Source organism: Fibrobacter sp. UWB10 (assembly GCF_900182935.1).
GTDB classification, from domain to species: domain Bacteria; phylum Fibrobacterota; class Fibrobacteria; order Fibrobacterales; family Fibrobacteraceae; genus Fibrobacter; species Fibrobacter succinogenes_O.
The window spans coordinates 22436-45205 of sequence record NZ_FXUE01000005.1 but is presented as its reverse complement, the minus strand read 5'-3'; the positions used below and the strand labels follow the sequence as shown (position 1 = coordinate 45205).

14 protein-coding genes are annotated in these 22770 nt (G+C 51.1%); 12 read left to right on the top strand and 2 right to left on the bottom strand.

Going from position 1 to position 22770, the window contains the following annotated elements; all coding sequences use genetic code 11:
• Window positions 1-213: 213 nt before the first annotated feature.
• From secD to QOL41_RS11650, 6 genes are all read left to right on the top strand, one after another.
• Complete coding sequence (secD, locus tag QOL41_RS11675; protein WP_283429903.1) at window positions 214-2859, top strand: protein translocase subunit SecD; 2646 nt, start codon at window positions 214-216, stop codon at window positions 2857-2859.
• A 90-nt stretch (window positions 2860-2949) separates the two neighbouring features.
• Window positions 2950-3885, top strand: a complete 936-nt coding sequence (locus tag QOL41_RS11670) for a magnesium transporter CorA family protein (protein ID WP_173654721.1) — start codon at window positions 2950-2952, stop codon at window positions 3883-3885.
• A gap of 111 nt (window positions 3886-3996) precedes the next feature.
• Window positions 3997-5340 (top strand): FISUMP domain-containing protein, encoded by a 1344-nt coding sequence (locus QOL41_RS11665; RefSeq protein ID WP_173654720.1) that lies wholly within the window; start codon window positions 3997-3999, stop codon window positions 5338-5340.
• A gap of 96 nt (window positions 5341-5436) precedes the next feature.
• Window positions 5437-10731 (top strand): excinuclease ABC subunit UvrA, encoded by a 5295-nt coding sequence (uvrA, locus tag QOL41_RS11660; RefSeq protein WP_283429902.1) that lies wholly within the window; start codon window positions 5437-5439, stop codon window positions 10729-10731.
• A gap of 69 nt (window positions 10732-10800) precedes the next feature.
• Window positions 10801-13158 carry a formylglycine-generating enzyme family protein gene (locus QOL41_RS11655; protein ID WP_283429901.1) on the top strand — a complete coding sequence of 786 codons (2358 nt, stop codon included), beginning with the start codon at window positions 10801-10803 and terminating at the stop codon, window positions 13156-13158.
• Window positions 13158-13727 (top strand): hypothetical protein, encoded by a 570-nt coding sequence (locus QOL41_RS11650; RefSeq protein ID WP_283429900.1) that lies wholly within the window; start codon window positions 13158-13160, stop codon window positions 13725-13727. The genes QOL41_RS11655 and QOL41_RS11650 overlap by 1 nt, the downstream gene beginning before the upstream one ends.
• 107 nt (window positions 13728-13834) lie before the next feature.
• On the opposite strand, the gene ychF is transcribed toward QOL41_RS11650, so the two are convergent.
• Entirely contained in the window at window positions 13835-14932 is a 1098-nt protein-coding gene (gene ychF / locus QOL41_RS11645) for a redox-regulated ATPase YchF (RefSeq protein ID WP_173654005.1), read from the bottom strand.
• Between the two features lie 121 nt (window positions 14933-15053).
• On the opposite strand from ychF, the gene QOL41_RS11640 reads away from it, so the two are divergent.
• From QOL41_RS11640 to QOL41_RS11615, 6 genes are read left to right on the top strand one after another with little or no spacing between them, the layout of a single operon-like run.
• Entirely contained in the window at window positions 15054-16403 is a 1350-nt protein-coding gene (locus QOL41_RS11640) for an MATE family efflux transporter (protein WP_283429899.1), read from the top strand.
• A gap of 13 nt (window positions 16404-16416) precedes the next feature.
• Window positions 16417-17589 (top strand): hypothetical protein, encoded by a 1173-nt coding sequence (locus QOL41_RS11635; RefSeq protein WP_283429898.1) that lies wholly within the window; start codon window positions 16417-16419, stop codon window positions 17587-17589.
• An 8-nt stretch (window positions 17590-17597) separates the two neighbouring features.
• Entirely contained in the window at window positions 17598-18728 is a 1131-nt protein-coding gene (locus QOL41_RS11630) for a hypothetical protein (protein ID WP_283429897.1), read from the top strand.
• A gap of 27 nt (window positions 18729-18755) precedes the next feature.
• Window positions 18756-19325: a hypothetical protein gene (locus tag QOL41_RS11625; protein ID WP_283429896.1), complete on the top strand. Its 570-nt coding sequence runs from the start codon at window positions 18756-18758 to the stop codon at window positions 19323-19325.
• A gap of 10 nt (window positions 19326-19335) precedes the next feature.
• Window positions 19336-19947, top strand: a complete 612-nt coding sequence (locus QOL41_RS11620) for a hypothetical protein (RefSeq protein WP_283429895.1) — start codon at window positions 19336-19338, stop codon at window positions 19945-19947.
• Between the two features lie 16 nt (window positions 19948-19963).
• Complete coding sequence (locus QOL41_RS11615; RefSeq protein WP_283429894.1) at window positions 19964-21793, top strand: FISUMP domain-containing protein; 1830 nt, start codon at window positions 19964-19966, stop codon at window positions 21791-21793.
• A 16-nt stretch (window positions 21794-21809) separates the two neighbouring features.
• Here QOL41_RS11615 and QOL41_RS11610 read toward each other — a convergent pair whose 3' ends face one another.
• The gene (locus tag QOL41_RS11610) at window positions 21810-22715 is read right to left on the bottom strand and encodes a tyrosine-type recombinase/integrase (protein ID WP_283429893.1); all 906 of its coding nucleotides are present in this window, start codon (window positions 22713-22715) and stop codon (window positions 21810-21812) included.
• Window positions 22716-22770 lie beyond the last annotated feature (55 nt).

The window sequence follows — 22770 nt, the reverse complement described above, 5'->3', positions numbered from 1 at the left end:
AGGTGTAGGTTTTCTATCACACTGATTGCACTAATGTGTTAAATAAACAGATTTTGCGTTAGCAAAATCGAATCCGTGTGGTTCTTTTAAAGAAAATCTCTTCTTTTCGGCGAAAAAAGGAGATCCCGGCTCAAGGCCGGGAAGACATGATGGCACAACTTTTTCTACATTTGCGCGCAAAACTTACTGAATAATGCCTTATAGGGATTACAAATGAATAAGAAAAAATTCGGCATGCGAGAACTGATTATTCTCCTCGTCATTGTTTTGTCGGCCTACACGGTATGGCCTTCTATCCAGGTTCACACCAAGAAGGGCGAAGAAAAGCAGACCTTCCTCAAGGAAAATCCGAAGGTGGGTGCAAAATCCATCAACTTCGGTTTGGACCTTGCTGGCGGTACGGCCATTACGCTCGAAATTGACAAGTCGAACGTCAAGGGCGACGATATCAAGGACATTCAGGAACAGTCCCTCGAAATCATCCGTAACCGCGTTGACCAGTACGGTCTTTCTGAACCGCAGATTTCCCCGTCCGGCGACGACCGAATCGTGGTTGAACTGGCAGGCGTGGATGACTCCACTGCAAAGGCTCTCGTGGGTTCGACCGCTAAGCTCGAATTCAAGATCCTGGCCGAAGCTGAAAAGTTTACCCAGGTTGTTGGCCTCATCGACCAGTACCTGACCCGCCAGACGACCGACATCGTGGCTGACTCCGCTGCTACGGATTCTACCGCCAAGGATTCTACGGTCGCTAAGGTTGATTCCGCCAAGGATACGACTAAGGCCCTTTCCGATGACGAATTGCTCGGTAAGGCTCCTGCCGCTGAAGTTGCTGCTAACGATTCCGCCAAGGATTCTGCCGCAGTCGAGGCTCAACCGGCATCTGAGGTCGGCGTTGCCCTTTCCGCTTACTACCTGAGTTTTGGTAACGGTGGCTTTATCGCCGAAGAAAATGTCGAAAAGGTCAAGAAGCTCCTCGCTACCGACGGTGTGCAGAAGCTGATTCCGCGCGATGTTGCTTTCGCTTTCGGCAGCGGTCTCGAACCGGTGCAGCGTGATTCCAAGATTAAGGCCAAGCGTCTTTACCTCCTCAAGCGCCGTGCTGAAATGGCTGGTGACGATGTGGTTGACGCCCGTCCGTACCGCGTGTCTGACGGTGTGAGTGCCGGTGAAGTGGCTGTGAGCCTCAAGTTCGGTGGCATTGGTCCGAAAAAGTTCTCTGCTGTGACTGCCGCTAACATTGGCAAGCAGATGGCTATCGTGCTCGACAACCAGGTGATTTCTGCTCCGGTGATCCGCGACCGTATCCCGAACGGCGAAGCCCAGATTACGGGTCTCGACGACATGGCCGAAGCTAACCGCCTTTCTGTTGTGCTCCGCGCTGGTGCCTTGAAGGCCCCGATGAAGATTATTGAAAGCCGCAGCGTGGGTGCAACCCTCGGTGAAGAAAACATTGTGCAGGGCTTCGGTTCCGGTGCTATCGGCCTTATCCTCTGCTTGGTGTTCATGGTTGCTTATTACCGCCTCGGTGGTTTGATTGCAAGCTTCGGTATGGTGATCAACACTTTGGTGACCGCCGCCGTGATGTCTGTGTTTAACGCTACGTTGACCTTGCCGGGTATCGCAGGCTTTATCCTCGTGGTCGGTATGTCTCTCGACGCCAACGTGATTATTTACGAACGTATCCGTGAAGAACTCAAGAACGGCCTGACCGCCCGCGCCGCCGTGGCCAAGGGTTACGAACGCGCTTTCGGTGCCATCTTGGACTCCAACTTGACCACCGTGCTTACCGGCCTTATCCTTTATAAGATTGGTACGGGTTCTGTGAAGGGTTTCGGTCTTACTCTTACGATCGGTATTTTGACCTCCTTGTTCTGCGCTATCACGGTGACCCGCTCCATCTTGGATTGGAAGCTTGCTAAGCGCGACGCTACGACCCTTTCGATCGGTGGCGGCTTCAAGGCTATCAACGAAGCCAACCTCCAGATCATTCCGAACCGCCGTCGTTTCGGCCTCATTTCCTTGATCCTCATTGTTGCTTCTATCGCCTTCATCGCTGTTAAGGGCTTTGACTTCAGCATCGACTTTACTGGTGGTCAGGTTTATACCGTGCAGTACCAGGATAGCGACAAGCATGAAAAGGATTTGAGCAAGGCTCTCTCTGCTGCTGGCATCTCTGGCACGAAGGTCCGTACGCTCGGTGGTACTTCTGCTAACTCTTACCAGATTAGCATGCGCGCCTCTGACGACGCCCAGTTCGAAGCCAAGATGGCTCAGGCCTTCGAAAAGGCCGGCCAGAAGTGCGAAATCGTCGCTAAGGACAATGTGGGTCCGACCATCGGTAAGGAACTCCGCTTCAACGCAATCCTTTCTGTGATTCTCGCATGGCTCGGCATTCTGATTTACGTGTGGTTCCGCTTCGGTAAGTTCGGTCTCGGCTTCGGTGTCGCTGCCGTGCTCGGCCTGGTGCACGATACCGTGATTACGCTCGGCTTCATCTCTGCCTTCGGTCTTTCCTTCGATGGCGCCTTGATTGCTTCGCTCCTCACCATGATCGGTTACTCTGTGAACGACACTATCGTGAACTTCGACCGTATTCGTGAAAACACTGCTGTGTATGGTTCCAGCAACTTCGCCGAAACCATCAACAAGTCTATGAACCAGTGCTTCAGCCGTACCATGGTGACCTCTCTCACGACCTTGTTCGTGTGCGTGATCCTTGCTGTGATGGGTGGTTCTTCCATCCGCGACTTCGGCTTGGTCCAGTGCTTCGGTATCCTTATCGGTACCTACTCTTCTGTGTGCATCTGCTCTCCGATCGTTCTGTGGTGGAGCAAGCGCTTCAAGAAGGGTGTGTAATTTAGCACTAAACCCAAAAAAAGCTTTAAAAAACCTCGGTTTTGCCGAGGTTTTTTCTATATTAGAGCCCGTTCGATAAAGGGGGCTCCTATGCTCAAGAAGTACTACAAGATCGAATCGGGTCGCCTCGCTAGTGCCCCGAACGAAGACAGCGCCGACATCGTGATGATGGGTTCCTTGAGCCAAGAGCAACGTAGCGTGCTCGTTAAAGAGTACGAAATCACGGAACATACGATAGCCTCTGCATTCGACTCGGACGAACTTTCCCGTATCGAATACGACGACGACTTTACGACCATCGTGTTTAAGAAGCCGAAGAACTATTCCGCAAGTGATAACTTCCAGTTCCGCGTGGAATCTTTCGGTATCTTCATTTTTAAGGACTGGGTGCTTTTGCTGACCGACTCCGATATTCCGGTGATGGACGAAAAGCGCTTCTCCAAAATTGACAGCTTGAACACTTTTGTGCTTCGCGTGTTGAGCTACGCTATTTTCCACTTTAACGAACACTTGAAGATTATCAACCGCATTAACGACGAGTTGGAACAGAAGCTGCGTACGGCCATGGAAAACAAGTACCTGCTTTCGATGTTCAGCTTGAACAAGGGCTTGATTTACTACGTGAGCGCCTTGAACAGCAACGACACGCTCCTGAAAAAGTTGCAGATTGGCCGCAGCTTGAACTGGTCTGAAAGCGAACGGGAACTGCTGGACGATATCGTGATTGAAAACCGCCAGAGTCTGCAGCAAGCTGAAATCTACGCCAACATTTTGACGTCCATGATGGATGCCCGCGCAAGCGTCATCAGCAACAACGTGAACACGCTGATGAAGAACTTGACCATCGTGACGATTTCTATTTCTCTCCCGACGTTCTTCGCAAGCTTGTTTGGCATGAACGTGAAGCTGCCCTTTGGCATGAATGGCGACGCAACTGTCGGTTCGCCCATGGCCTTCTGGCTGATTATTGCAGTGTGTATTCTCTCGGTGCTTGTCTTTATGGCCTTCTGGATGCGCCGTAAGTAAAAAACATCTTTTGGACAAATTAAGGTGGCTTTGCGGCCACCTTTTAATATATATTTGGAAGAGAGTAGAACAAGGACTATCGAAATGAATAAATCTACATTTTTTTTGAGATTGACGACAATCGCTTTTGTTGCACTGGCTGCATGTTCCAGTGACGATTCTTCGTCGGCTGAATATTTAGAACAGGAATCTAGCAGTTCCATTGAGGAATCGAGCAGCTCGGTAGAAATATCCAGCAGTTCCCAGGAACATTATAGTTCGAGTAGTGAGCAAATTTTTATTGACGAACGCGATGGACAGCCTTATCGGTATGTTGTCATTGGCGAACAGACCTGGATGGCGCAGAATTTGAACTACACGGATCCTGCCAAAAACTATTCCTATGATTATACTCCAGATATAGCCGATCCTACTCTAGGGCGTTACTATTGGGACCAAGATGCGAAAGTCTCGTGCCCTGCAGGCTGGCATCTCCCGAGATTTATGGATTTTAGCAAACTGGTGATGGCTGTTGGTGGTCCAGATTCCGCGGGTAAACTGTTGCGGTCAACAGACGCTTGGTACGATAGGCAGGGCGAGACGGACATCTATGGATTTGCTGCGGTTCCTTCGGGAATGAAGTGCATTAGATCGGTCAATACTAGGGCTGTATTTATGTCGGCTGAGTACGCTCAGTACGGTAGCCTGTATTCCTTCAACCTGGAAGCGGAAAAACCGGTGGAATGGAAAGATAATAGTGCGGACTGCTATATGGTCGTAAGGTGTGTGAAGGATGATGACTTTTATGAGCCCTTGCCCGATTCGGCGGATGTCGTAGCGCAGGAACCATGCAGGACGAAAGACGAGGACAACTGTGAATACGGAACATTCAAAGATAGTCGCGATGGCAATGAATACAAGACTGTCGTGATTGGAAATCAAACATGGATGGCGGAAAACTTGAAACTGGAGTATCCGTACATATCTGGTTGCATCGACAACAGCCAGGATTCTTGTGCCAAGTACGGAACTGCGTATAACTGGGCTGTGGTTATGGATAGTCTAGGCTATTATTCCGACGCCTCGATTGGTTGTGGCTTCCAAAAATATTGCGACCGCCCGAAGAATGTTCGTGGGATTTGTCCTGAAGGTTGGCATTTGCCTGGACTTGCCGAATACAAGACATTGCTTTATGCAGTCAAGGAATCAACTTCTAAAAACAGTAACTTGAAGGCTTATGCTGATTCCTGGGTTGAAGAATATGGAAATATCGATAATTCATTCCATGATGTGTACGGATTTTCGCTTCTTCCCGCAGGATACAATATGGAAAAAACGGGTCACTTTGCATGCCTTTGGACTTCTTACGATATCTCGCCCGGCTTTGCATATATGCTTTATTCGGACTACCAGAAGGCGTCTTTGAAAAAGAACGAAAAAGTGGTAGCATGTTCGGTTCGCTGTGTAAAGGATTAAAGAACGATTTAGTTCGACAGAGTTTTTTTTTGAAAATCTGCACATTAGTGCACTAAGAATTAGACGGCTTGGCCGTCTTTTTCTATATTCGGGAGCATGACAAAATCCATCGAAATCCGCGACGCCCACGAGCATAACTTACGCCATGTGAACCTTTCTATTCCCCGCGATTCTATTGTGGTGGTGACCGGTGTGTCGGGTTCGGGCAAGTCGAGCCTTGCGTTTGATACGGTGTTCCAGGAAGGTCAGCGTCGCTTTGTGGAATCGCTTTCGGCGTACGCGCGCCAGTTCATAGGCCGCATGAAGCACCCTGAGGTAGAAAGCGTGCGCGGCATTTCGCCGACGATTTCGATTGACCAGAAGACGGTGAACCGTAACCCGCGTTCTACGGTGGGTACGGTGGTGGAAATCTTGGACCATTATCGTCTGCTTTTTGCGCGCCTAGGTGTGCCGCATTGCCCTGATTGCGGGCGCGTCATCCAAGCGCAGACAGTAGATCAGATTGTCGATAATTTGTATGTGAGTGACGAGGGCAAGCAGATTACGGTGATGGCGCCGATTGTGCAGGAGCGCAAGGGCGAATACCGCAAGGAATTGGCTGAACTCAAGGAAAATGGCTTTGTGCGTGCCCGCGTGGACGGCACGATTTACCGTTTGGAAGATGTCCCCGCGCTGGTGCGTTACGAGAAGCATACCATTGAAGCGGTGATTGACCGCTTGACGCTGGAGCGCAAGAACATGAGCCGTTTGCGCGAAGCGCTGGAAGGCGCTTTGAAACTGACCGACGGAAAGTTGGTGAGTTTCTTGCTGGCCGCGGGCGGTTCGGGCAAGGATGGCGCCGGAGATGCAAAGGAAGAATATCGCCTGCAGGGCACATTGCTCGCTTGCCCCAAGTGCGGAATTTCTATTCCAGAACTGGAACCGCGATTCTTTAGCTTTAACGACCCCAAGGGCCGCTGCCCCGCTTGTAAAGGCATGGGGGAGAGTTACAAGTTTGATTTGGACTTGATTATCCCGGACAAGACGAAGTCTATTAAGGACGGCTGTATTGCCACCATCAAGAAGGACGATGGCAATCTGATTTTTAGCGATTTCGGTCGTCGCAACTTGCGTAATATCGCCAACGAAATGCACTTTTCGCTGGATACGCCGTGGAATAAGCTTAAGAAGGCGCAGCAGGATGCCGTCTTATACGGCACGCCGAGTGAATCAGAGCGCGGCATCATCCCGATTATGCAGGAACTGTGGGACATGTGGCACATTTACCATTTCCGCAAGTACATGCAGATTGGCGTTTGCCCTGAATGTCACGGTACGCGAATCAACCGCACGGCGAATGCGGTCACGTTCCATGGTGTGAATCTGACCGAGATGACGGAATGGTCCGTCGAGAAGTCGGTGGATTTCTTCAATAAGATTGACTTGTCCGAAAAGGAAAAGCGAATCGGCAAGGAAATTCTGAAGGAAATTCGCGGGCGACTTTCGTTCTTGAATGCGGTGGGGCTGGGGTACTTGACCATCAACCGCAAGGCGTCCACGCTTTCGGGTGGTGAAGCGCAACGAATCAGGCTTGCAAGCGCTGTGGGCGCCGGCTTGCAGGGTGTGCTTTACGTGCTTGACGAGCCGAGCATCGGGCTCCACCCCCGCGATAACGATAAACTGCTCGGGATGTTGGAGCATTTGAGGGCGCAGGGTAACTCCCTGATTATCGTGGAACACGACGAAGACACCATGCGCCATGCGGACTGCGTGATTGACGTGGGGCCGGGTGCCGGCGTGGAAGGCGGTCGCGTGATTGCGGCGGGAACTGTCGAAGAGCTGGAAAAGAATAAGGCTTCGCTGACGGGCGCTTATTTGAGCGGCCGTAAGGCAATTGAAATTCCTGCGACCCGCAAGAAGATTGACAAGAATACGCCGAAGCTCAAGATTTGCGGTGCCGCCGAAAACAACCTGAAGAATATTGATGTGGAAATCCCGCTGGACGGTGCGCTGACGGTGGTGACGGGCGTTTCGGGCTCCGGTAAGAGTACGCTGATTAATCAGATTCTGCGCCGCGAATTGGCCCGCGTGTTCTTCAATTCCGAAGAACCGGTCGGCAAGTTCGATCACCTCGAAGGTCTCGAAAATATCGACAAGGTGATTGAAATCGACCAGACGCCGATTGGCCGCACACCGCGAAGCAATCCGGCGACGTATACCAAGATTTGGGACGATGTGCGCGACCTTTTCGCCAGCATGGAAGAAAGCAAGATTCGCGGTTACAGCAAGAGCCGTTTCAGCTTTAACGTGAAGGGCGGCCGCTGTGATGCCTGCGAAGGCGCGGGCGTGAAAATCGTGGATATGCATATTTTGCCGAGTGTGCAGGTGACTTGCGAGGTGTGCGGCGGCAAGCGCTTTAACGATGCTACTCGCGAAGTTTATTACAAGGGCAAGAACGTTTCTGAAATTTTGGATATGAGCATTGCGGATGCGGCGGAATTCTTCAAGGATATTTCGAAGATTGCAGAACCGCTGAACTTGCTGGTGGAAGTGGGCCTTGGCTACTTGACTTTGGGCCAGCCTTCGACAACGCTCAGTGGCGGTGAAGCGCAGCGTATCAAGATTGCGTCGGAACTCCGTCGCCCGGGTACCGGCAAGACGCTCTACCTGCTCGACGAACCGACGACGGGCTTGCATTTTGAAGATATCCGCAAGCTCATGGATTGCTTGAATCGCCTGCGCGGTCTCGGCAATAGCGTCGTGATTATCGAACACAATCTGGACGTGATTAAATGCGCCGACTGGATTATCGATTTGGGCCCAGATGCGGGTGTTCACGGTGGTAAAATCATTGCGACGGGAACGCCGGAGCAGATTGCGAAATGCAAAAAGTCCGAGACGGGTAAGTACCTTGCGCCGGTGCTTGCGAAAAAGCATGGTGAAAATCATCATTTTGATCGTACGCTCAAGGGCGGCGAAGACTTGTCGCTGGATATCGAGGTACATGGCGCCCGCAAGCATAACCTCAAGAACATTGACGTCACGATTCCGCGGCACAAGCTCACGGTGGTGACAGGCGTTTCGGGCTCCGGTAAGTCGAGCCTCGCTTTCCATACGCTCTTTAGCGAAGGCCAGCGTCGCTTTGTGGAAACGTTGAGTACGTATGCTCGCCGATTCCTCGGACGCCCTGATCACGGAAGCATCGATTCTATTTCGGGCCTCGCGCCGGCAATTGCTATCGACCAGAAGAGTGCGAGCAAGAGCCCGCGCTCTACGGTGGCGACCCTCACCGAAATCTATGACTACTTCCGCATTTTCTGGGCGAGGGTCGGCACCCCGCATTGCTTGAAATGCGGGAAGCCCGTGTCTTCGTACAGCGCGGGCGACCTGATGCAATACGCCTTCGATCGCGACTTGAACAAGAAGGTGACCGTCCTTGCCCCGTTCGAAATCAAGGACGTGCTGAAACTTTCGAAAATTCTCACTGAGAAGGGTTACCGCAAGGTTTACCTCGGCGATAAACTGGTGGAACTCCCGCTGCCGAAAATCCCGACCCGCGAAAAGCAGTTGTTCGCTGTCGTCGATACGGTTGTGGTGAAAGAAGACAATCGTGCCCGCTTGGTGGAAGCATTTGAACGCGGCTACCGCGACGGCAACGGAATCCTGTATGTAGAAGACGAGAAGGGTGGACGCCTCGCTTGCTCCGAAAAACCGGGCTGCCCCGATTGCGGCTGGTACATGGATTCGGCGCTGAACCCGAAACACTTCAGTTTCAACACGCACTGGGGTGCCTGCGAAACCTGCCTTGGCCTTGGCCACTTTAAAGATGGCGAAGTTTGCCCGGATTGTCACGGCGAACGCTTGAAGCCGGAATATTTGGCGGTTCGCATCGGTGACAAGAACATTATGGATGTGAACCACATGAGTATCGCCCAGGCGCTCGAATGGTTCAGCAACGAAAACTTCAAACGCGACAATTTCGGAAAAGACAAGAATCCCGATGGTAAGATGACGGTCGCGGAACCCTTGCTCCGCGAAATTGTCGGGCGTCTCAACTTCTTGAAGGGCGTGGGGCTCGGCTATATTGGCCTCGACCGCGCGGGTGACACGCTCTCCGGCGGTGAATCTCAGCGCATTCGCTTGGCTAGCCAGATTGGTAGCGGCCTCGAAGGCGTGCTCTACGTGCTTGATGAACCTACGGTAGGTTTGCACGAAAGCGATACCGCTATGTTGCTTAACACGCTTTACCGTTTGCGCGATCTCGGCAATACACTTGTCGTGGTGGAACATGATATGAAGATGATGCAGGCGGCGGACCATATTATCGATATGGGCCCGGCGGCGGGCGAGTTCGGCGGTGAAGTCGTTGCCGAAGGTTCTCCGGAACAGCTTTCCAAGCCTTATGCCTTGCAGCAATTCCCGCGTAGCGAGACGGTCAAGTACCTGACGCATACCATCCCGATGGCAAACGAGATTGCGGCAAAGCCCATTACCGATTCTACGGAATTCTACGAATTCGAAAAGTTGAACCACAATAACCTTAAGAATTTGTCTGTAAAATTCCCGAAGGGCGCCATTAGCGTGGTCTGCGGTGTGTCTGGCTCGGGCAAGAGTTCCATGGTCATGGACGAAATCTTCCCGCGCCTCAAAAAGAAATTCCAGGCCCGCGGTCGCAAGAAGCAGAACGGTGAAGTCTTGCTTGTTGACCAAAGCCCGATTTCGGGAACTCCTCGCAGCACGCCCGCGAGTTTCACTGGCGTGTTTGACGACATACGCAAGCTATTCGCCAAACTGCCGCAAGCCAAGTTGAAAGGCTTCGACTATGGCCGCTTCAGCTACAACTTGGCTCGCGGCCGCTGCGAGGCCTGCGAAGGCCGCGGCGCCATCTCGGTAGAAATGCACTTCCTTTCGGATGTGTGGGAAGTCTGCGATGTTTGCGGCGGCAAGCGCTACAATCAGGAAACCCTCACCGTGACTTTCAAGGGCAAGAATATCGCCGACGTGCTCGACATGCGCGTGGCCGAAGCCTGCGAGTTCTTCAAGGATCAACCGAAAATTTTGCCGAAGCTGGAATGCCTGCGCGATGTGGGTCTCCCGTACGTGAAACTCGGACAATCTGTGACGACGCTCAGCGGCGGCGAATCCCAGCGCCTGAAATTGGCTGCGGAACTTGCCCGCAAACCCGCCCAGGAAATGGTTTACCTGCTCGACGAGCCGACTACAGGACTCCACCTCAAGGATATTCAGATTCTCTGGAACATGTTGCGCAAACTTTCTGCCCGCGGCGACACGGTCATAGTCATCGAACACCATCCGGACATTATTCGCCTTGCGGATTGGAAGGTGGAACTTGGCCCTGTTGGTGGTGAAAATGGCGGGTATTTACTTAATATGGGAACGAACGAAGTCTAAAGGGCGCTCTTTTGTGTGAAAATAATGAAATGTTTTTATATTTCAATTAGATAGAATACAGGAGAAGATATGTCCTTTACTCGTTTGCTTCCGCTTTTGTTGCTGTTGCCGATTATGACGTTGGCCGATAGCGACAAGAATTTCAGAGTTGCCCCGACAATGTTCAAGGAAGGTGCTTTGATGGAGCCAATTGCCAATATGGCAATTGTTAAGAACGAAAACCTGATTTTGTCGGAATCCCCGATGGTTCCCCTCCGCACGAACATTATGTTCTTGCGCCATAAAAAGGGCCCCAAGGAATATCTGTGGTTCTCTGGTCCGGTAAATCCCACTAATTTTGAAAAACTCCATGCCTTCAGCTTGGCTGATAATTATCTGAAGCCGGCCGAAGTTATGCTTCTGCGTTTCTATGGTTCTCAGACTTCTAGAGCGTTCCAGGACGAAGCGGACATTTATTTTGACAAGAATTACCTTTATTCTCCGCGCGTTCCGAAACTTTATTTTAGAAGAAACGGCCAATGGCAAACTATTCAGGAAACTGCTCGCCCGGGAATCATTGCTATCAAGTCTCCGGCCAAGGGCTGGGAAGCGACTTCGCTGTCAGTCCCGATGAAGGAAGTGGCTCCGCTTGTTTACCCGGTTGAAGCGGGCATGTACGCATTCTCGTTCTCGGCTCCGAATCACCTGCCGTATGTCGATGCAGTTTCTGTTCCGGGAGGCTCTTTGGTAGAGCTTAAACCGCAAATGCCGGTTGTAGACACTGCGTCCAAGGTCAGGGCTACCACTTCTGTTACTTTGCATGCCGTTTCCGTTGCCAAGACTCTCGAAGAAACCGAACACCTGTTCGATATTCTTTCTCGCGAAGTTCAGGCCTCGGTCGAAAAAGTCGACACGAATGAATTTGACAAGATTTATCCGAAACTCCATAAGCCTCTGTATCTCGGGGTGGCCGCAGACGATAGTGTCTATATCCAGTACCGAAAGCGCTACGAAGGCAAACGTGACGAAGCCAAACTCTATTGGCGCATGAATAGAATGGGCTCAGCGAGTGTCGTAAACGTTGCCCTTCGCCATAAAATTGATAGCCTGGAGAAAATCCCGCATCGTGTATCTTTGGTTCCGACTGCGATTGACCCTGTTTACGACGAAAACGCTTGCGAAGACGTGATTGATTCTGCCGCGACCCTGGCCGCGCTGAAACAGGATTCCATTGCCAAGGCTGCTGCCCAAAAGAAGGCGGTAAAGGATTCTAGCGCCAAGGATTCTGTGGTTGCTCCGGCGGAACCGCCTGCACCGAAGACAAAGCGCGTCTGCAAAATGAAGGCTGTCCGCATTAATTATGGCCGACAGGGAGACCGCTACGATGTTTCCTGGGTGGGTAATGTCGAAGGTTATACGGCCGATTCGCTCTTGGCCCTGCTCAAGAATTCTCCTTCTCGCGCCTTCTTCTCTATCGAAAGAAACAAGCCGGTGTGGATTTACCATGAAGGGGACTTGAAAGGTCGCCACCATTACCGCTATCAAAAGTTTGAATTGTTTGTGAAGGACAAGCCTGTCAAGAGTTATGGTTCCTTTGAACTTCCGGCGTACATTTACGATGACCCCGAAGTCCAGGAATGGCTGAACCGCCCGATTGATGAACCTGCCCATAAGGTGCAAGAACCGAGGGCAAAAATCAAACAGGAAGACAATAGTGGCGTTTTGCTCGATGTTTCCATGAAGGTTCCGCGCGTTGTGCGCGACAGGGACCGCGGTACGGTGGCCTTGATTGATTCTGGCTCGTTCCGCTACAAGGGCAAGATTGTCTCGCTTTCTCCGTATGCAATCCACACGACCGAAGTGACTCAGCAGTTCTTCAAAGATGTGATGGACAAGAAAGATGCGAAGGAACGTATAGAGGACCGCTCGACCTTTACGGGCGCTCGCCACCCGGTGCATAACATTACCTGGCACGACGCTCAGGCTTTCTGCAAGGAATTAGGTGGAGACCTGCCGACCGAAGCTCAGTGGGAATTTGCTGGCCGCGCCGACAATAACGAAGGCGCTCTCTGGAATCTCGACGAAGACCCGAATCCAGCTGTGTACGCTATTTACAAGGCCAACTCTTATAGCCTGGGCAAAAAGAATCCGGGATATGGCCCGCAGCCGGTAAGTAGCAAAAAGTCCAATGCTTGGGGCATTTTCGATATGTCGGGCAATGTCGCCGAATGGACTCGTGACAAGTATTTCATGTTCTCGGTCTGGGTGGAATCTTCTAACCCGACGGGGGCTATGATTGGTTCTTCCAAGGTTTATAAGGGGGGCTCTTGGAAGGACAAAGAAGACGATTTGAATTTGACGGAACGCGACGATGAAGATCCGCGTTATTGGTCTGATGCCATCGGCTTCCGCTGTGCATTCCCCAGGAATCTGTTTGAAGGAAAGTAATGCTTAAAGAAATGCGTCTATTTAAAAAGCTGACGGCGATTCCGTATTTGCTGGTTATTTTGGCATTGTTGATGCCGCTGGCAAATGTTTCCTGCGCCGACGAAGTGATTGCCGAACCCAGCCTTTATGAACTTGCTTCGGGTCTCGACTTGGAACAGGAACTGAAGGAACCTGCCTTGGGAATTCTGAAAAAGATGGAAACTGGCAATCCGCCTGCCATGGAAAAATTCCGGCAGACCATGCCTCATTTCCCGAAAATGGAGCCGGTGCCGTTTCTCTACGTGATTCTCGTGGGCGCCGTGATTGCGGGCTTGTTTGCGTTCTTTACTCCGCTGGGCTCCATTACAATCGGAATGCTAACGATGGTATCAATGTGGTTTTTCCTAGCGAAACTCGGGCAGATTAGTTCAGCGATGGGAGTCTCGCTCTTGAAGGTGGAACCTGGCGTTGGGATTCATGCGGCATCGTTTATGATTCTAATCGGAACCGCGATGAACCTCGCGACTATCATCCGGCCGATTGTAGAAGAACTTAAAGCGCGCCGCGCCGCGAAAAAGAAAGCGCAATAAGCAAGAAAAAAGCGGCAAACCCGCTAATGAGAAATGTGGAATGTGAAATGTGAGATGAGCGATTACCCATCTCACATTTTTCATTAAACATTACACATTGTTATGCATTATACATTGAACAAGAAGTACATGATGTCGCCATCCTGTACCACGTAGTCCTTGCCTTCGGTGCGGACAAGGCCTGCTTCCTTGGCGGCGTTCCAGCTGCCATGCTTCAGGAAGTCTTCGTAGCTCAAAGTTTCGGCGCGAATGAAGCCACGTTCGAAGTCGGTGTGAATCACGCCTGCGCACTGCGGAGCCTTGTAGCCAGCATGGAACGTCCAAGCGCGGCATTCCTTTTCGCCAGCGGTAAAGAAGGTTCGCAGTCCAAGAATTTCGTAGCCCTTACGAACCACGGCGTCGAGGCCCGATTCCTTCATGCCGAGTTCCTTCAGGAATTCCACCTTGTCCGCAGGTTCCATCGCAGAAAGTTCTTCTTCGATCTTGCCGCTGATCATGATGACTTCGTGGCCGTTTGCGGCTGCGTATTCTTTGAGCTTTTCCACATAGGCGTTACCGGTCAGGATGTCGTCTTCCTTGACGTTCGCGCAGTAGAAGAGCGGCTTTGCGGTCAACAGGGCCAAATCTTTAACGATGAGTTCCATTTCTTCGCTGTCGTGCATCACGGTGCGGGCGGCCTTGCCTTCCTGGAAGGCGTCGCGGAGCTTTTCGCAAGCGGCGAGGCGGGCCTTAGCTTCGGCACCACCCATACGGGCTGCCTTGGCTTCGGTAGCGAGGCGCTTTTCGACAGAGTCGAGGTCCTTCAAAATCAGTTCGGTTTCGATGATTTCCACGTCGCGGACCGGATCCACAGAACCATGCACGTGCACGATGTTTTCGTCGTCGAAGCAGCGGATGACTTCCATGATGGCTTCGCATTCACGAATGTGGGTCAGGAACTGGTTGCCGAGGCCTTCGCCCTGGGCGGCACCCTTTACAAGGCCTGCAATGTCCACAAATTCTGTAACGGCGGGAACGATGGATTTCGGATTGTAGACCTTGACCAGTTCGTCGAGGCGGCTGTCCGGCACGCTCACCATGCCCACGTTCGGTTCGATAGTGCAGAACGGATAGTTGGCTGCTTCGGCGCCGGCGTTGGTGATGGCGTTAAAGATGGTGGACTTGCCCACGTTGGGGAGGCCTACGATACCGCATTTAAAACCCATGATAATCTCCAATTTTAAAAGGCATTGCTGCCATTTGTTTTTTTGCGATGTAAAGGTAGAAAAATGCCCTTGTAGGCAGTCCCATGAAAATCTAAATTTACGCCCGTTTTTAAGGTAAGGTATGGCAGGGCAGTCGTCGAAGACGAATATAGATATGCTGAATGGGCCCCTCGGGAGAAAAATCCTGAGGTTTGCTATCCCTATTGCCTTGAGCAGTATTTTCCAGCAGATGTTCAACTTGGCAGACGTTGCCGTGGTCGGACAGTTTGCGGGCGACAAGGCTTTGGCTGCCGTGGGCGCTAACACCTTCGTCATCAACTTGCTAATTAACTTGTTCGTTGGCCTTTCTGTAGGCGCAAACGTGGTGGTGGCCAATTCCATTGGCGAACGCAGTTACCGTTCTGTGACCCGCAGCGTGCACACGTCGGTGATGGTCGCCTTCTTTAGCGGAATATTCCTTTCTTTTGTAGGCATCTTTTTTGCTAGGCCGATTCTTGAGTTGATTTCGACTCCGGCTGATGTGTTGGATATGGCGGTGCGTTACCTGCAAATCTATTTTGCGGGCATGCCCTTTGTGATGGTCTACAATTTTGTGTCTGCTGTCTTGCGTAGCAAGGGCGATACAAAGCGCCCGCTTTATGTGCTCATGGTGGCGGGCGCGGTGAATGTGGTGCTGAACCTGATTCTGGTGGCAGGCTTTGACATGGGCGTGTCGGGCGTGGCTATTGCGACCGTGTTTGCAAACGTCATCAGTGGTGTTACTTTGTTCTACCTCTTGTTGCATGAGGTGGGTCCTTTCAAACTGGAATTCTGGAAGTTGCGCGTGACGCCCTTCTTCTTGAGTCGCATTCTGCGCGTGGGAATTCCTACAGGGCTTCGCGGCGTCGTATTTTCGTTTAGCAATGTGTGCTTGCAGTCGGCTATCAATAGCCTCGGCTCTTTGACGGTGGCCGCTTCGTCTGTGGCGCTCAACTATGAATTCGTGGTGTATTACTGGCTAAGTTCTTTTTCCCAGGCGTGTGTTACCTTTGTCGGGCAAAACTTTGGCGCCAAGAATATGGAACGCTGCCGTCGCTCGGTCCGCTGGACGCTTCTGTTGGGCTGCTCTTCTACAATCGTGCTGAGTGCTCTCTGCTGTATTTTTGCAAAGCCCCTGTTGAGCGTGTTTACGTCTAACGCCGAAATCATTGAAATCGGTTCTATCCGCATGTATGTGGTGGTCGGACTCTTGGCAATAAATGTGTTCCTAGATGTGTTTTCGGGGGCGCTTTCGGGAATGGGCAAGTCCTTGGCTCCGGCGCTCACCTGCATGGCTGGGGTCTGCGGAATCCGTATTCTTTGGGTGATTTTCGTGTTCCCCAAGTACAAATCGTTTACTTCACTCATGGTTGTATACCCGATAAGCTGGATTCTTACGATTTCTGTTGTCATGGGAATCTATTTCTACCACGTGAAGCGTATCAAGTTTTAGTATATTTCGGACAATGCGTTATTTAAAATTCGCCTCATTGTCTTTATTATTTGCTCTTTCGGCTTGCGTTTACGAGCCGGAACAGTTTGCGGGCTCAGAAACTTCCAATAAAACATCGGAAACGGGCTCGATTTTTGCTGTGAACGATGGTAAGCAAATTTGCAACCCTTCCGTTTCTCAGGATCCTGAAAATTATCCGGCTGCAATGCTTTGGCTGAACTTTGGCGGCAAGCTGAATGTAGAAGCCCCCGATTCCGTGTACACGACTTCGAAGGTGGTGCAGCATGACCGTCTTTCGGTGTCCGATACTTCGGGTAAGGTTCTTTGGTACTTGATGCGCGATACCGAAGCGGGCGATTGCCAGTTCCAAGACCCGGAATGGAGTACGCACCCGAATTTCATTGTGGCGCTCCGTGCCTACGATACCAAGGGTAGCAAGTCTTGCGAAAATTTGGACTACGGTCTGTTTGCGGTTCGCATGTCTGACAAAAAGCAGTTCTTCTTCTATGATAAGGACATGAGCGAATTCGCGACTCCGCACTTGTGGGTGAATCCCGATGCCGTGCGCGATTCTTCGGCCGATGATTCCAAGGTGGAAGGATTCTTTGGTACCAAAGATGTTCGCCTTGTTTACGTGAACAAGAAAGACCAAATTGTATTTGTAGACTACGCCAATGGTGGCACCAAAAAGTCCTTTACGCTCAAGAAACCTTCAGGCGTTGATGGCTGGATGATGGATAGCCCCATGATTTCGCCGGATGGCAAGTATGTGGTCTATAACGTGATTAACGCAGCGATGACGGGTTGGCGCTCCTTTATTCAGGAACTTTCGAAGAATGCTACTCCGTTTGAAATCGAAAAGAAGTCTGACATGATTTCTGAACCGGTTCAGCCGCACTGGTTTACTTTTGCTGACCGTCTTTTTGTGGTGTGGACAGAATTCCCGCAGGGGTCGCAGTATGTGAACAAGAACGATCTGTCTGATGCCTCGGTGCAAAACGGTAGCGCTGGCCGCACGATGATGCGCGAAATCAAGTTGGCAGCCAATGCTCCTGCAGACCTTGCGTTTGAATGGGTGGACAATGCTAAAGAAATTGCCTCGGTCCCGATGATTGGTGGCCGTTCGCCAGATGGATTCTTCTTGGCGACTGGCGCAAACAATGGCTATTTGCTGAAGCTCCCGTGAGGTAAAAGATGAAGAAGAATTTATTTAGCGGGATTTTGTCTGGCGTTGCCTTGGCTGCTGTAGCGGGTGGCGCATTTTATGCCGGTTTTAATTCGCCTGTAGAAGTGGCGACTCCGTGGCAGTCCATTGGTGGTTGCGGTGCAGGCGGTTCCGGTGGCGGTTCGGGCGATGGTATCAAGTGGATTGGTCAGGGTGTCTCTGGCGGTTATCTTGAAGTCGAAGCGTTTACCAAGTACACCGTCGGTCAGAACTTTACGGGTGTCACGTTTACACCGCATTTGTCTATCAAGCCTACTTGGTCGACCAAGCTTGGCGTGTCTATTCCGTGGATGAGCCATAGTGGCGAAGTCCAGTACCGCAGTAACCAGATTCCGGCGGACCGCACCACGGGCGGCTTGGGCGATGTATCTATCGACTTTAGCAAAACAATCGGTAGCGGTGGTGCCGCATCGCTTTCTGCAAGCCTCTCGATTCCCACTGGTCAGTACGACATCAAGCGCGGTACTGATTCTGGCAAGGAACTTTTGCCGAGCAGTTTCCAGAAAGGCTCGGGCTTGTATTCGCTCACGCTCGGTTGGGATTACAGCCGAGACACGGACAAGGGAATTTGGCTGTACAGTCTTAGCTACACGCATCCGTTTGCCATGCACTTGATTTCGGGCGAAAATGAATTCAACGATTCTTACTGGGAAGGCATGGATCACGATGGCGACCGCTTTGAATATCGCTTTAAGCCGTATGGCGAAAACGACCTCGGCGCCTACACTCCGCCTTCTGTGGGCGGTTCCATCGCTTACGGTTATCGTGGCCGTCCGGGAATCGTGCAGAGCTTCGGCGTGAACTTCTCGGTTCCGCTTGGTGTTGCCTGGATTAATTCTGAAAAGGTCGGAACCTACGATCCGCGTCCGGACCCCGATCATCAGGCATGGTCTGTGGCCTTTGCCTACGGCATCGAATTCTCGAATGCGGACTTCCCGGTGTTCCTTGCAATCTCTTTGCCGCTCCACGACAAGAGCAATGCGGCTGACCCCGATGACGAATACGACGAAAGCCCCATGCGCAGCTGGGACGCTCCGGACTGGAGTGACTTTGGCCAGCAGTGGACCATTGCCGTCGGCATCAAGGGAAGCTTCTTCTAATAAGAAATGAAAGTAATGGGGGAGTACATGAAATATAGTCTTGGGGGCCTTTTAGCCTTATTGCCGTTGGTAATGGGCGGCTGCTCTATTTATGATGTCGATGACGAATCGGATTATGCTCCGAGTATCGAAGACGTTGCCGGTTGTTGGCTTTCTACGGAAAACATTGGCACCGAACGTTGGGTAACATTCCAGGAACCGGGCGTCATCCGGAACGAAACGGTGGTTGCCGCGCCTTCAAAGACGTGTGTGGAATTTTGCGTCGGCAAGGATTCATCTTTTACTTATGTCATGAAGTTTGTCGGTTCGGAATATTTTCCGGATTATTCGGCGGAAGTGAATGGAACCGTGATGCCCGCTACGGTCAGCTTTATGGGGACGGGGGGAGAAGACTGGAAGTATTATTGGGATAACAAGGAGACGGGAGGCAACAATTATGCAGATAAGGGAATCCGACTGGTTGATGGAAAACTGAGCGGTCTCGACTTCTACTTGAAGATAGAAGATAAGTTTGGGGGTGTGTATTATTCAGAGTCGATCAGGAAATTCTCCCGTACCGATGACAAGAACGCCTGCAAAGGGTCGCTAAAGGAATAGGGGGCGGATGATGAAAAAGTTTTTGTTGCTTTTGCTGCTTCCGGTGCTTGCTTTTGCGAACGATTACAAGTCCCGTTTTTTTGTTGGCGGCATGATTGCCCCGTCAAAAGTCGAGGTGCAATACCTTAACAGAGAATATACGGATTGGAGCGTGGATTGGGGCGGAACGGCTTCATATAATGGCTACGGAAATGTGCATGTTTACGGAGGGTGGGAATTCCGTCCGTTTAGCTGGCTCTCGTTATCTCCGGCGCTGGGCTTTAATCGTAATGGCTGGTCTTGGGAACGCACGGGGCATACGGGAGGCATCTCGTATTTTGAATCCTATTTGCGCCTGGAACTGGATTTCCATATAAAGGGATTCTATATGGGCGGTGGCGGCACCTACGGTCTAGCTTATTTTTTCTGGGGCGAAGAAGACGGAAAAAGTACGACAGAAGATTTGTCCCAGGATTGCGAATATACCGCTTCGGGATTTTATACGCTGGGCTACACAATCAAGCAACATTACCGCGTTGGGTTCATTTTGGGCCTTGATTACATCGAGTCGCGTTTTGGTAGCGGTTCGACGACAATGCTTCATGTGACCTATATGGGTCCGACCTTTACCTACTTGTTCTGATAGTCTAGGAGGATGAATGAAGATGTTTGCTTCTAAAAGCATATTGTCGTTTGGGAAATACTTTGCCTTGATGGGGTTGTTTGCGTTTTTTGCGGCTTGTGAGGATGACTCCTCTTCCGTAAAGCCGATTGACGACGATCCCTGTTCTTATGATTCATCTTCGTCCGAAAAGTCGAGCAGTTCTTCCAAGGATAATTTGCAAAGTTCTTCTAGTTCGCAAGACGACAATTCAAGTAGTTCTGCCAATTCGTCTTCTTCGGAACAGTCTTTGTCAGAGTCATCATCCTCAGAGTCTTCTTCCGCTAAATCCAGCAGTTCGGCAGAAGTATCGAGTAGCTCTGTAGAAGAGTCCAGCAGTTCGGCAGAAGTATCGAGTAGCTCTGTAGAAGAGTCCGGCAGTTCGGCAGAAGTATCGAGTAGCTCTGTGAAAGAATCCAGCAGTTCGGCAGAAGTATCGAGTAGCTCTGTGAAAGAATCCAGCAGTTCGGCAGGAGTATCGAGTAGCTCTGTGAAAGAATCCAGCAGTTCGGCAGGAGTATCAAGTAGCTCTGTGGAAGAATACAGTAGCTCGGTTGAAGTAGCTAGCAGTTCCTCCTATGAGGAACTTACATCGAATTACTTAAGGAAGTATTTCGAAAGCCCGTATATCAAGTACGAAACGATGAAAGATAGCCGCGACCAGCAAACCTACAGGATTATGACGTTTGGTTCCGGCGACGAGGCCGTTGTCTGGATGGCGCAAAACCTGAACTATACTCCGACTTCTTACGATGGAGATCTTTATAGCAACACCAAATCCGAAATGAAGTGTCCCCTTGGTGATGGGAGCTTGTGCTCGATGGCCGGAAGGCTCTATACGTGGACGGCGGCGATGAATCTCGACAAATCGTACAAGAATGCAAATGCCCATGCAGATGCTGCTGTTGACCCAGTTTACCATCAGGGTGTTTGTCCGGTGGGTTGGCATATGCCCACGAAAAAAGAGTTCCAGTTCCTTTACGACCTGATCGATAATCTGGGCAAGGAAGGAACCGCGTTGAAGTCTTATAAAGGCTGGAATTCCAACGGTGCGGGTAACGACAGGATAGGACTTTCGTTTATTCCCTATGGTTCATCCGAGGGTGTCTTTTATGGGGGTGTATGGACTGCCGATGAAAATGAAACTCTGTCAGGAAGTCCCGACATGGTTTATTATACAAGTGCCGAGAATGTCCAGTATGTGGAAACCGAAAGCATGGGGTATGTGCGCTGTGTGAAGAACAATGAGCGAAATTATGGTACGTTCAAGGATGCGCGTGACGGTCATGTCTATAAGTATACCCGCATCGGAAGCCAGACCTGGATGGCGGAAAATTTGGAATATAAAATGAGCGGTAGTCGTTGCCTTGAAGAGAATAATCCAAGTGAGTGTTCAAAAAATCGTCGTGCGTATGATTTGGAAAGCGCTTTGATCGCATGCCCTTCGGGCTGGCACTTGCCGGATTCTACGGAATGGGCCACCTTGTTCAGTGCTGTGGGCGGTAAGGATGTTGCCGGGCTACATCTCAAGTCCCGGAAGGGCTGGGCAAAGTATTTCGACGAGGATGTGGGGGATTCGCTTAGCGGCAACGGGAGGGATTCTTTTGGTTTTGCCATTATTCCTGTCGGTCATGGTATGCTTGCTTTTTTTGATCCGAACGAAGCATCGTTCAACCACTGGTATTCCGGAGACTTGGCTGAATTTTGGAGTTCTTCGCTGAACGAAGAAGGAACACTAGCTTTTGCACCTTGTTTCATGGAAAGAATTATGGGGGTTTGTTATCCCTCGTACAATGTCTATGAGACTATTCGTTGCGTCCACGATTAACGGGGGGGGGGGGCTGTCAGGCTCGCGGGTGCGTCTTCTTGAAGGCGGCGCGCAGGCGTTCTGCATTTACATGTGTATAAACCTGAGTGGTGGAGATGTTCGAATGCCCGAGCATCTCTTTGACGCTCATGATTTCGGCTCCGTTTTCGAGCAGGTGCGTAGCAAAGCTATGGCGTAGCACGTGCGGGCTGGCTTTACCTTCCCAGCCGATGTCGCGGAGCAGTTTTTGAATGTCGTTTCGGAGCGTGCGCAGGCCGAAAGGCTTGCCGTCTTCGCTCAAGAATACGTAGCCCGTGGCCGTCGGCAGGTGCCCTGCCTCCAGTTGCATTTGTTTGTAACTGGCGATTCTCCCGACAAAGCTTTCGGTTAGGGGAACGATTCGTTCCTTGTTGCCCTTGCCGAGTACGCGCACCAAGAATTCTCTTTCGTTAATGCGGTCCCAAGTGAGGTTCTGGCATTCCGAAATACGCAGGCCCGAACCGTAAATGAGTTCCAGCAGAATGCGGGCGCGAACTTGCTGCAGGGTTGGCTTTTCAGGAAGTTCCGGGAATTTTTCTTCGGCCAAATCCTTTTGCCCAAGAACATTCACCAGGCGCTTGGGGCGCTTGGGCATGGGCACGTTTTCAGCCGGGTTCTTTTCGGAAATCTTGCTCTTGACTAGGTACTTGCCGAAACTTTTTAAGGCGGCCAAGTGTTCGCAAATGCTCGTGGGCGCAAGCTTCTGCTTCATCTTCAAGTCCCACACGAACGTCTTGACGCTAGATTCCGAGAACGCGTTGAGTGAAAATTCGGCAGCACCCTCGCCGAGGTGTTCGATGAACTTCGTGAGCGACTTGCGGTAGGTGTCTATGGTACGCGGCGAAAAGCGTCGCCTATCCGCGATGTATTGTAAATATTGCTCTATGTGTTCCGAAAGGTTCATTTAAAACGCGTTTTTAGTGGTCTACTGGATAAAAATAATTCTATTTTGAGTATCA

Excerpts from the sequence above, each read along its gene's own strand:
- secD (WP_283429903.1), top strand. The coding sequence starts at position 214 with ATGAATAAGAAAAAATTCGGCATGCGAGAACTGATTATTCTCCTCGTC.
- QOL41_RS11670 (WP_173654721.1), top strand. The coding sequence starts at position 2,950 with ATGCTCAAGAAGTACTACAAGATCGAATCGGGTCGCCTCGCTAGTGCC.
- uvrA (WP_283429902.1), top strand. The coding sequence starts at position 5,437 with ATGACAAAATCCATCGAAATCCGCGACGCCCACGAGCATAACTTACGC.
- QOL41_RS11655 (WP_283429901.1), top strand. The coding sequence starts at position 10,801 with ATGTCCTTTACTCGTTTGCTTCCGCTTTTGTTGCTGTTGCCGATTATG.
- QOL41_RS11650 (WP_283429900.1), top strand. The coding sequence starts at position 13,158 with ATGCTTAAAGAAATGCGTCTATTTAAAAAGCTGACGGCGATTCCGTAT.
- ychF (WP_173654005.1), bottom strand. The coding sequence starts at position 14,932 with ATGGGTTTTAAATGCGGTATCGTAGGCCTCCCCAACGTGGGCAAGTCC.
- QOL41_RS11640 (WP_283429899.1), top strand. The coding sequence starts at position 15,054 with ATGGCAGGGCAGTCGTCGAAGACGAATATAGATATGCTGAATGGGCCC.
- QOL41_RS11635 (WP_283429898.1), top strand. The coding sequence starts at position 16,417 with ATGCGTTATTTAAAATTCGCCTCATTGTCTTTATTATTTGCTCTTTCG.
- QOL41_RS11630 (WP_283429897.1), top strand. The coding sequence starts at position 17,598 with ATGAAGAAGAATTTATTTAGCGGGATTTTGTCTGGCGTTGCCTTGGCT.
- QOL41_RS11625 (WP_283429896.1), top strand. The coding sequence starts at position 18,756 with ATGAAATATAGTCTTGGGGGCCTTTTAGCCTTATTGCCGTTGGTAATG.
- QOL41_RS11620 (WP_283429895.1), top strand. The coding sequence starts at position 19,336 with ATGAAAAAGTTTTTGTTGCTTTTGCTGCTTCCGGTGCTTGCTTTTGCG.
- QOL41_RS11615 (WP_283429894.1), top strand. The coding sequence starts at position 19,964 with ATGAAGATGTTTGCTTCTAAAAGCATATTGTCGTTTGGGAAATACTTT.
- QOL41_RS11610 (WP_283429893.1), bottom strand. The coding sequence starts at position 22,715 with ATGAACCTTTCGGAACACATAGAGCAATATTTACAATACATCGCGGAT.